The sequence below is a fragment of the Streptomyces sp. NPDC003248 genome (assembly GCF_055563235.1).
In genome coordinates, this window is the sequence record NZ_JBVHDT010000023.1 from 68156 (window position 1) to 77839 (window position 9684).

Genomic DNA, 9684 nt, shown 5'->3' on the forward strand with positions numbered 1-9684 from the left:
CCGGCCGGAGGGGAACCCGGGTCGCCATGGCGGAGCTGCGGCGGATCCTGGTGACCGGGTGGTTCGGCTTCCTCGACGGGGAGGCGACCGCCGGGGACGTGCTGGCGCTGGACCGGGTGCGGGACGTGCTGCGGCGGGCGGGGCTGGAGCACGACGTCGCCTGGAGCCCGGGGTTCCGTCCCGGCGGTCTGCATCTGTCGCGGGTCCGGCCCGAGGACTACTCGCACCTGGTGTTCGTCTGCGGTCCGCTGCACGGGCCGCAGATCGAGGAGCTGCACCGGCGCTTCGCGCACTGCGCGCGGATCGCCGTCGGCGTCTCCGTCGTCGACGCCGGCGGCCCGGCCGTCACCGGCTTCCACCGGGTGCTGGCCCGCGACGGCGACGGCCCGGACCCCACGTGCGACCTGGCGGCCCGCGCGCCCGCGCTGCCCGCCCGCCCCGTCGTCGGGGTGATCCTCACCCACGGCCAGCACGAGTACGGGGCGCGCCGACGGCACGAGCGGGTCGCCGAGGAGGTCACGCGCTGGCTGTCCGGCCGGGACTGCGCGCGCCTGGAACTGGAGACCCGGCTCGACACGCGCGACTGGCGCCTGCACGCGACACCGGCCCAGCTGGAGTCGGTGCTCTCCCGGCTCGACCTGGTCGTCACCGACCGGCTGCACGGGATGCTGCTCTCCCTGCGCGCGGGCGTCCCCGCGCTGGCCGTCGACCCGGTCGAGGGCGGCGCGAAGGTGACGGCGCAGGCCCGTGCCTGCGGCTGGCCCGCGCTGCTGCCCGCCGAGCGGCTCGACGCGGCGGCCCTGGACCGGTGGTGGCAGTGGTGCACGACCTCCGGCCGCGAGCTCGCCCGCGAGATCGGCGCCGGCTTCCGCCGGGGCACCGCCCCGGACAGCGCGGACGGCCTGCTCCAGGCCCTCGGGACACGCGGATGACGACGGAGGACCGCGGAGACCCATGGGGGGAGACCCATGGGGGCGTTCGGCAGCCGGCCTTTCCCCGCCCGGCCCCTCCCCCGGCTGGCGCCGCGACGCGCCCCCGAAGCGGCCTCCCCCGGGGCGCCAGGGAACCGGGGCCAGGGCCCGGGGCCAGGGCCAGGGGCCCGGGGCCAGAGCCAGGGGCCCGGGGCCAGAGCCAGGGGCCCGGGGCCAGAGCCAGGGGCCCGGGGCCAGAGCCAGGGGCCAGAGGCCAGAGCCAGGGGCCAGAGGCCAGGGCCAGGGGCCAGAGGCCAGGGGCCAGAGGCCAGGGCCAGGGGCCAGGGAACCGGGGCCAGGGCCAGGGGCCAGAGGCCAGGGGCCAGAGGCCAGGGAACCGGGGCCAGGCCAGGGGCCAGAGGCCAGGGGCCAGAGGCCAGGGAACCGGGGCCAGGGAACCGGGTCGGATGGCCCGGCCCGGCGCCCCGTGCTCCGCCCCCCCTCAGCGCCCCCGCGGCGCCGCCCCAGGGCGGCGGTAGACGTAGGGCGGTGGCGGTGTGGTGGGGGCGTGGTCGTCGACGAGTGTGCGGACGAGGTGGTGGTCGGGGGAGAGTGCGCAGGCCGGGTCGGTGCGGGCGGCGTCGCCGGTGAGGGCGTACGCCTGGCAGCGGCAGCCGCCGAAGTCCTCCTCCCGGCGCGGGCAGCCCCCGCAGGGGCCGGTCATCCAGCCGGTGCCGCGGAAGCGGCCGAAGGCCGGGGAGTGGTCCCAGATCCAGGCCAGGGAACGGTCCCGTACGGAGGGCGCGTCGAGGTCGGGCAGGGAGGCGGCGGCCGGGCAGGGCAGGACGGTGCCGTCCGGCGCGACGGTCAGCGAGACCGCTCCCCACCCTCCCATGCAGGGCTTGGCGACCCCGTCGAAGTAGTCGGGGACGACCCAGACCAGGTCGACGCGGCCGGCGAGCCGTTCCCGCCAGCGCTCGACGGACTCCCGCGCACGGGCCAGCTGGGCGCGCGTGGGCAGCAGCGCGGCGCGGTTGAGCAGCCCCCAGCCGTAGAACTGGGTGTTGGCCAGCTCGATCCGGTCCACGCCCCAGGCCACGCCCAGCTCGACCAGGGCGTCCACGGCGTCGAGGTTGTCCCGGTGCAGCACCACGTTCAGTCCGAGGGGCAGCCCGGCCCGCCGGACGAGGGCCGCCGCCCGCTCCTTGGCGGCGAAGGAGGACGGACGGCCGGCGATCCGGTCGTTGGCCCGCGGCTCCGCGTGCTGGACGGAGAGCTGGACGCTGCGCAGCCCCGCCGTCCGCAGCGCGGTCAGCCGGGGCTCGTCCAGGCCGGTGCCGCTGGTGACCAGCTGCGTGTAGATCCCGGCGGCCTCGGCGGCGGCGACGATCTCCTCCAGGTCGGGGCGGAGCAGGGGCTCGCCGCCGGAGAGATGCGTGTGGACGACGCCCAGTGCGGCGGCCTGGCGCAGTACGTCCGCCCACTCCCCCGCGCTCAGCTCGCCCGAACGGCGGGCCAGTTCCAGGGGGTTGGAGCAGTAGGGGCAGTGCAGCGGGCACGCGTGGGTGAGTTCGGCGAGCAGCGCCCAGGGCCGCGCCACGGGAGCGGAGCCCTCGGCTTCGGCCGGTTCCACCGACGCGGGGGAGACGGTCATGCGATCCAGCCCTCCTGGTGCAGGCGGTCGAGGAAGGAGGGGACTTCGGTGGCCACGGGGGCGCCGGGGTAGCGCTCGGCCAGCTCGTCGACGATCCCGCGCACGGTGCGCGTGCCGTCGCACAGGCCGACGACCTGGCCGGCGTGTCCCTGGAGGACGACCACGCGTTCGGGCAGGACCAGCAGGTCGGTGCCGCGCACGGGGTCGTGCCGCAGCATCAGGGCCGGGGCGAGGGCGGGACGCCACCGGCTGTCGGGCGCCCGCGTCACCCCTGCCCCCGTCCGTCATGGCGCCAGGGACGGCCGGCCGGCGCCACGCGGCCGTCCCGCTGCTCCCGCCCGTCACGGCGCCACGGACGGCTGTCCGGCAGCGGCCGGCCGCCACGCTCCCGCTCTCCGTCCGCGTCGGGCCGGCCGTCCGGGAAGCGCCGTACGGCCGTGTCGGGCCGGCCGTCCGAGGAGCGCCGTACGGCCGTGTCGGGCCGGCCGTCGTGAGAGCGCGGTCCGGGGCCGTCGTGCCGTTCCTCCTGTTGCACGGCGTCCAGCAGGACCCACAGCACCTCGCACTTGAAGCCCAGCGCGGCCACGGCCCGCTCCTGGTCCTCGCGCGTTCGGGCCCACTCCAGGACCAGGGCGAGCGCCTCGGTGCTGTCGCGCCGGCCCTGGTCGACGCGGGTGCGGAAGTAGTCGAGTCCGGACGGCTCGATCCACCGGTAGTGGCGCTCGAAGGCGTCGATGCGCCGGCGCATCAGGTCGGGCGCGGTCAGCTCGGTGAGGGAGGCCGCGACGGCCTCCAGCGGCGGGCGCAGCCGGCAGAAGTTGACGTAGCCCTCCACCGCCAGCCGCACGCCCGGCAGGACGCGGTCGCCCGCCAGCAGGCCGGCGCGGTCGAGTCCGGCCGCCTCGCCGAGGCGCAGCCAGCGCTCGATGCCGCCCTCGCCGTCCTGCCGGCCGTCGTGGTCCTCGATCCTGTGCAGCCACATGCGCCGCAGCCGTGAGGAGTCCAGTTTCGCGGTGATCAGCGCGTCCTTGACGGGGATGTGGCGCTGGTAGTGGAAGCGGTTGGCGATCCACCGGCGGACCTCCGCCGGGCTGAGGTCGCCCTCGTGCATCCGCACGTTGAAGGGGTGGCGGTCGTGGTACCGCTCCTGGCCCACCTCGCGCAGGCGGGCCTCGAACTCGGTGGGGCTCCAGGGCTCCGTCAGGGTGGGCAGTGCCGTCGTCACAGCTCGATCACCATCTCGTCGTAGGCCACCTCGATACCCAGTCGGGCGAGCCGCTTGTGCTGTGCCGCGGTGGGGTCGACGAGGGGGTTCGTGTTGTTGAGGTGCGTGTAGTAGCAGCGGGCGGACAGTCCGGCGAGGATGCCGGCGGTGCCGCCCGGTCCGTCGACGGGCAGGTGGCCCATGCCCGTCGCGGTGCGGGAGGAGAACCCCGCGCGGCGCGGCTCCTCGTCGTCCCAGAAGGTGCCGTCGACGATGACGCAGTCGGCCTCGGCGGCGGCCCGGTGCAGGGCGTCGGACCAGACGGCCACGGCGGGGGCGTAGAGGGCCGACCTGCCGGTGGCCGGCTCGTACAGGCGCAGGGCGACCACCCAGCCGTCGTCCTCCGGGGCGTCGGCGGCGTAGCGGGGGCGTTTGCCGGACACGGGGACGGCGCTGATCCGCACGCCGTGGCCGGACCGGTCGGCGGCGCCGCCGTGCAGGGGCACCGCTCCGTGGCAGGGCAGGTCCCGCCAGGTGAGCGTGGTGTAGGCGCCCAGGACGGCGTCGAGGCGCAGCCGGTCGGTCAGGGCCCGGCGGACCGGGGCGGTGGCGAGGATCTCCACGCCGTCGGCCTCGCGCAGCCGCGCGAGGCCGAGGGTGTGGTCGAGTTCGGCGTCGGTGAGGACCACTCCGGCGATCGGGGTCCGCCGGGTTCCGGGCTCCGGCAGGAGCCCGGGGCGGGCCTCGATCTGGTCGCCGATGTCGGGGGTCGCGTTGACGACGTACCAGCGGCCGTCGTCCGTGCCGACCGCGAGCGAGGCGTGGCGGCGGCGGCGCTCGGGATGGGCGCGTGCCCCGGAGCATCCGGGGCACGCGCAGTTCCACTGAGGGATGCCGCCGCCTGCCGCGGTGCCGAGCACCTGCAGCAGCATGGCGGCGGACTAGCGGACGGAGAGGGAGTAGGCGGTGACCTCCAGCGCGGTGTCGACGACCGTGTAGCCGGGGGTCTGCCAGGCGGTCCGGTCGGCGGGCTCCGTGGTGGTGGCCGGGTGCTGGATCTGCTCGTCGGTCTGGGGCATGGGGTGTACTTCCTTTCGGAGGGTGGGTGGTGGTCCCTTCGTGCGAAGGGAGGTCAGTCGGTGGTGACTTCGAGGATGAGGTCCTTGTCCTCGCCGCGGTCGCTGGTGCCGATCCAGAGCCGGTCGGCGCCGGGGACCTTGACGATCGCCCGCAGCCGGCCGTAGGTGCCGTTGTAGTAGGCCTTCGCGGTGCCGACGTCCTTGCCGGTGGCGTCGATCGGCAGCGCCCACAGGCGCTGGCCGCGCAGCGTCGAGACGTACAGGACGTCGCCGCTGACGGCGATCTGGGCGGGTACGCCTCCATCGCTGGGCTTCCAGACCCTCTTGGGGTTGGTCATACCCGCCTTGGCGCAGGAGCCCTCGCAGGTGGGCCAGCCGTAGTTGCGGCCCGGCTCGATGAGGTTGAGCTCGTCCCAGGCGCTGTCGCCGATCTCGGTCTCCCACAGCCTGCCCCGGGAGTCCCAGGCGAGGCCCTGGGGGTTGCGGTGGCCGTAGCTGTAGACGCGGGTGCCGAACGGGTTGCCGGGGGCCGCCGCGCCGGTGCGGGTGATGCGCAGGATCTTCCCGTTGAGGGAGTTCTTGTCCTGGGCGAGCTGCGACTGGTACGCCTCGCCGGTGGTGACGTACAGGTAGCCGTCGGGCCCGAAGGCGATCCTGCCGCCGTTGTGGTCGCCGCCCCGGGGGATGCCGCCGACCAGGACGGTGTAGCCGCTGAGCGAGGTGCCGTCGAAGCGCATCTTCACGACCCGCAGGTCGTTGGCGGCCGTGTGGACGAAGAAGACGTCCTGGTCGGTGGTGCCGTTCCAGGTGGGCGAGGGGGCCACGCCCAGCAGTCCGCCGCTGCCCGACAGGACGGTGGGCGAGGGGACGACGGTGTGGGGCACCGTGCCCACCTTCTTCTTGGAGCCGTCGCGGTTCTGCACCCACACCGCGGCGGCGACGCGCTCGGTGACCAGGGCCCGCTTCCCGTCGGGCAGGAAGGAGACGGACCAGGGCTTCGTCCACTTGCCGGAGAGGACGGAGACGCCCGTCGGCTTGCCGCCGTCGGGGAGGACACCGGGATCGGCCGTCGCCGTGGGCTGCTGGGCGCAGACGCCCAGGAGGGCGGCGACGGCCGTGACCAGGGCCGTGCGCGGACGGACCCGGCGCAGCGCCGGACGCGCCTTATGTGACATTCCGTTGCCTTTTCTGTCGTGCGGGGGCACCGACGGGCGGCCGGGAGGGGACCCGTGGCCGTCGGTGGGGGAGGTGGGGGAGGTGGGAGGCGGGAGCGGGGAGGGGTCCGTGGCTCCTGCGACGCGTCGTGGGCGGCGGCCGTCCCGCGGGCCGGTGATCGTGCGTCCTGCTGCCGGCCCCGCCGCGTGACGGCGGGGGCCGGTCGGGGCCCCGGTCACCTGACGGTGACTTTGAGGAGCAGGTCCTTGTCGGTGCCGCGGTCGCTCGTGCCGAGCCAGAGCTCGTCGGCGCCGGGGACCTTGACCAGCGCGCGCAGCCGGCCGTATGCGCCGGCGTAGTACGCCGTCGCGGTCTTGACGTTCGTTCCGGAGCTGTCGATGGGCAGGGCCCACAGCCGCCGGCCGCGCAGCGTCGACGCGTAGATGACGTCGTCGACGACCGCGATCTGGGCGGGTACGCCACCCTCGCCCGGCTTCCACACCTGCTTCGGGTTCGTCGTCCCCGCGGCGTCGCAGGACCCCTCGCAGGTGGGCCAGCCGTAGTTGCGGCCCGGCTCGATGAGGTTGAGCTCGTCGTAGGTCTGGTGGCCGATCTCCGTCTCCCACAGCCGCCCGGCGCCGTCCCAGGCCAGGCCCTGGGGGTTGCGGTGGCCGTAGCTGTAGACGCGGGTACCGAACGGGTTGCCGGGGGCCGCCGCACCGGTGCGGGTGATGCGCAGGATCTTCCCGTTGAGGGAGTCCTTGTCCTGGGCGAGGCTGCCCTCGAACGCGTCACCGGTGGTGACGTACAGGTAGCCGTCGGGGCCGAAGACGACGTTCCCGCCGTTGTGCTGGGTGTCCCGGCGGATCCCGGTGAGCACGGGCGTGTAGCCGCTCAGGGACGTCCCGTCGAAGTCCATCCTGACGACGCGGTTGTCGGTGGCCGTGGTCTCCATGAAGAACACGTCCCGGTCGGTGGTGCCGTTCCAGGTGGGCGGGACGGCGACGCCCAGCAGCCCGCCCTTGTCCTGTGTCTCCAGGCTCCAGACCGCGTTCGGCACCTTGCCGACCCGCCGTCTGGAGCCGTCGCGGCCGGCCTGGAAGACCTCGCCGGTGTTGCGCTCCGTCACCAGCGCCGTGTTCCCGTCCGGCAGGAAGGAGATCCCCCAGGGAGTCGTCCAGGTGTCCGACAGGGTGCTGATCCCCGACGGCGCGCCGGCCGCCCGGGGGCCGTCGTCGAGGACGAGGTCCTCGGCACGGGGAGGGTACGGGGCCGCGGCCGCCGGGGACGACGGCAGGACGCCGGCGGTCATCACGGCGGCGACGGCGGCGATCGCGACCAGGCCCGGACGGACTCGGCGCAGTGCCGGTTGCGGCAAGGGTGACATGGGGTGCCTTTCCTCATCTCGGCGGTGACCGGCGGTGACGCCCTTTCAAAAACCAGACAATACAAGGAGAAAGGTACAAATCGAAGCATGGTCATACCTTCTGTGCGGAGGGTCGGGCACTTCGTCTCCGTCCGGGCCGTCCGCGGGCCCTCCGCGGGCCCTCCGCGGGTCCTCCGCGGGTCGCCTACGGCCCGCCCGCGTGCCGCCCGCGGGCCACCTGCGGGTTAAGCGAGTGAAGCCTGCACCGCCGTCCGCCGTGCGGGTGCCGGGTGGGGCATGCATGAAGATCCCGGCCGTGACCGGCCCCGTACCGGCCGGAGCGGCGAACCCGACGCGCTGGAGGCGAGCGATGAACGAAAGAGACGACCGGTCCGACCACACCCACACAGTTCCCGTCCTCATCGTCGGCGGGTCCCTGGTGGGCCTGTCGACCTCGGTGTTCCTGGGGCGGCTGGGAGTGCGGCACACCGTGGTGGAGCGCCACGCCGGCACGTCCATCCACCCCCGCGGACGGGGCAACAACGTCCGCACGATGGAGCTGTTCCGGGTGGCCGGCGTCGAGCCGGCGATCCACCAGGCGGCGGCCACCCTGGCCGAGAACCACGGCATCCTCCAGACGCCCACCCTGGTCGGCGACGCGGGCGAGTGGCTGTTCCGGCGGATCGACCCGGGCGGCGCGCTGGCCCGGTTCAGTCCGAGCTCCTGGTGCCTGTGCAGCCAGAACGACCTGGAGCCGGTCCTGCTCGACCACGCCGCGGGGCTCGGCGGCGACCTGCGCTTCTCCACCGAGCTGATGTCGTTCGAGACCGACTCCACCGGGGTGACCGCGGTGGTCAGGAACCGGGACACGGGGGAGCGGACCACCATCCGGGCGGCCTACCTGGTGGCCGCCGACGGGCCGCGCAGCCCCGTGCGCGAGCAGCTCGGGATCGCCCAGAGCGGCCCGGGCGAGCTGTTCCACAACATCAGCATGACCTTCCGCTCCCGCCGGCTCGCCGATGTGGTCGGCGACCGCCGTTTCATCGTGTGCTACCTGACCAGTCCGGACGCCGACGGCGCGCTGCTGCCGGTGGACAACCGCGAGAAGTGGGTCTTCCACGCCCCGTGGCACCCCGAGCACGGCGAGACGCTGGAGGACTTCACCGACGAACGCTGCATCGACCACATCCGCCGGGCGGTCGGGGTGGACGACCTCGACGTGGAGATCACCGGCAGGGCCCCCTGGCACGCCGCCCAGCGCGTCGCACGGTCCTACCGGTCGGGACGGGTCTTCCTGGCCGGCGACTCGGCCCACGAGATGTCCCCGACCGGGGCCTTCGGCTCCAACACCGGTATCCAGGACGCGCACAACCTGGCCTGGAAGCTGGCCGCGGTGCTCGGCGGCTGGGCGGGGGACCGCCTGCTGGACACCTACGACATGGAGCGCCGTCCGGTGGCGGAGGCCACCAGCGCCCGTGCGGCCGCCCGGTCCGTCGAGCACAGCCACCCCGGCTACACGCCGCCGCCCGGCGCCGGCGGCGCGCCGCAGCGCGGCATCCTGAACGTGACCCTCGGCCACCGCTACCCGAACGGCGCCGTCGTGGACGCGGACCCCACCACGCCGGTCATCCCGGAGCGGCTCGACCTGACCGGGGAGCCCGGCAGCAGGGCGCCCCACATGTGGGTACGGCGGGAGGGACGCCGTATCTCCACCCTCGACCTCTACGAGCGGTCCCTGGTGCTGCTCAGCGACGCGGGCGAGCCCAGCGGATGGCACAAGGCCGCCGTCCGTCTCGCCGAGCGGATGTCCGTGCCGCTGGTGTCGTACCGGATCGGGATCGGGGACGACGCCGAGCTGGCCCCCGAGGACGGCGCCGACTGGGCGGAGTGCCACGGCACGACCCTGTCGGGTGCCGTCCTGGTCCGTCCCGACGGGTTCGTCGCCTGGCGGGCGCGGGGCCCGGTCGCGGACGCCGAGTCGACGCTGGGTCAGGTTCTCACCACGGCACTGGCCCTGGACTGACCTCGCGAGGACGGCGCGGACCGCGCCGCCGTCGCCCCGGTCGTGTCGCCCGGCGGTCCCCCTGACGGCTGCCGGGCGACACCCATTTGGGTGCTCACCTCAACTCGACTCACTTGAGGGCGAGTTGACGCCGATACGGGTGGTCGGCGGGGGAGCCGCGTTCACTCGGCTGAGCCTCCCGAGTGGTGGGAGACGGTGTGCTGGCTGACGGTGGATCACGTCGGGGCCCGAGTCGGTTCAGCTGACGAGACGCCAGCTGCTCGGCCCTGGCGGAAGGACTCTCCCATGCGCT

8 protein-coding genes and 1 pseudogene are annotated in these 9684 nt (G+C 74.6%); 2 read left to right on the top strand and 7 right to left on the bottom strand.

The features are described 5' to 3' along the window. Window positions 1–26 precede the first annotated feature (26 nt). The gene (locus ACZ3KJ_RS33740; protein WP_467532644.1) at window positions 27–932 is read left to right on the top strand and encodes a polysaccharide pyruvyl transferase family protein; all 906 of its coding nucleotides are present in this window, start codon (window positions 27–29) and stop codon (window positions 930–932) included. A gap of 481 nt (window positions 933–1413) precedes the next feature. On the opposite strand, the gene pqqE is transcribed toward ACZ3KJ_RS33740, so the two are convergent. The 7 genes and pseudogenes from pqqE to ACZ3KJ_RS33775 all read right to left on the bottom strand — a co-directional run bounded on the left by pqqE (window position 1414) and on the right by ACZ3KJ_RS33775 (window position 7390). Next, window positions 1414–2565, bottom strand: a complete 1152-nt coding sequence (pqqE, locus tag ACZ3KJ_RS33745; protein ID WP_467532646.1) for a pyrroloquinoline quinone biosynthesis protein PqqE — start codon at window positions 2563–2565, stop codon at window positions 1414–1416. Next, window positions 2562–2834 carry a pyrroloquinoline quinone biosynthesis peptide chaperone PqqD gene (gene pqqD, locus ACZ3KJ_RS33750; protein WP_467532648.1) on the bottom strand — a complete coding sequence of 91 codons (273 nt, stop codon included), beginning with the start codon at window positions 2832–2834 and terminating at the stop codon, window positions 2562–2564. Before pqqD ends, pqqE begins: the two co-directional genes overlap by 4 nt. Window positions 2835–3067: 233 nt before the next feature. Then, a pseudogene (pqqC, locus tag ACZ3KJ_RS33755) lies at window positions 3068–3790 on the bottom strand (pyrroloquinoline-quinone synthase PqqC); the annotation flags it as partial. Beyond that, entirely contained in the window at window positions 3787–4701 is a 915-nt protein-coding gene (gene pqqB, locus ACZ3KJ_RS33760; protein ID WP_467532650.1) for a pyrroloquinoline quinone biosynthesis protein PqqB, read from the bottom strand. The pseudogene pqqC and the gene pqqB, both read right to left, overlap by 4 nt. A 9-nt stretch (window positions 4702–4710) precedes the next feature. Beyond that, a complete protein-coding gene (gene pqqA / locus ACZ3KJ_RS33765; RefSeq protein WP_401698771.1) occupies window positions 4711–4848 on the bottom strand; it encodes a pyrroloquinoline quinone precursor peptide PqqA in 138 nt (45 codons plus the stop codon). 53 nt (window positions 4849–4901) lie between these two features. Continuing rightward, the gene (locus ACZ3KJ_RS33770) at window positions 4902–6023 is read right to left on the bottom strand and encodes a PQQ-dependent sugar dehydrogenase (protein ID WP_467532652.1); all 1122 of its coding nucleotides are present in this window, start codon (window positions 6021–6023) and stop codon (window positions 4902–4904) included. Window positions 6024–6238: 215 nt separating this feature from the next. Further along, window positions 6239–7390, bottom strand: a complete 1152-nt coding sequence (locus ACZ3KJ_RS33775; RefSeq protein WP_467532654.1) for a PQQ-dependent sugar dehydrogenase — start codon at window positions 7388–7390, stop codon at window positions 6239–6241. A 349-nt stretch (window positions 7391–7739) separates the two neighbouring features. On the opposite strand from ACZ3KJ_RS33775, the gene ACZ3KJ_RS33780 reads away from it, so the two are divergent. Beyond that, window positions 7740–9392, top strand: a complete 1653-nt coding sequence (locus ACZ3KJ_RS33780) for an FAD-dependent oxidoreductase (protein WP_467532656.1) — start codon at window positions 7740–7742, stop codon at window positions 9390–9392. Window positions 9393–9684: the final 292 nt, after the last annotated feature.

Excerpts from the sequence above, each read along its gene's own strand:
- ACZ3KJ_RS33740 (WP_467532644.1), top strand. The coding sequence starts at position 27 with ATGGCGGAGCTGCGGCGGATCCTGGTGACCGGGTGGTTCGGCTTCCTC.
- pqqE (WP_467532646.1), bottom strand. The coding sequence starts at position 2,565 with ATGACCGTCTCCCCCGCGTCGGTGGAACCGGCCGAAGCCGAGGGCTCC.
- pqqB (WP_467532650.1), bottom strand. The coding sequence starts at position 4,701 with ATGCTGCTGCAGGTGCTCGGCACCGCGGCAGGCGGCGGCATCCCTCAG.
- pqqA (WP_401698771.1), bottom strand. The coding sequence starts at position 4,848 with ATGCCCCAGACCGACGAGCAGATCCAGCACCCGGCCACCACCACGGAG.
- ACZ3KJ_RS33770 (WP_467532652.1), bottom strand. The coding sequence starts at position 6,023 with ATGTCACATAAGGCGCGTCCGGCGCTGCGCCGGGTCCGTCCGCGCACG.
- ACZ3KJ_RS33775 (WP_467532654.1), bottom strand. The coding sequence starts at position 7,390 with ATGTCACCCTTGCCGCAACCGGCACTGCGCCGAGTCCGTCCGGGCCTG.
- ACZ3KJ_RS33780 (WP_467532656.1), top strand. The coding sequence starts at position 7,740 with ATGAACGAAAGAGACGACCGGTCCGACCACACCCACACAGTTCCCGTC.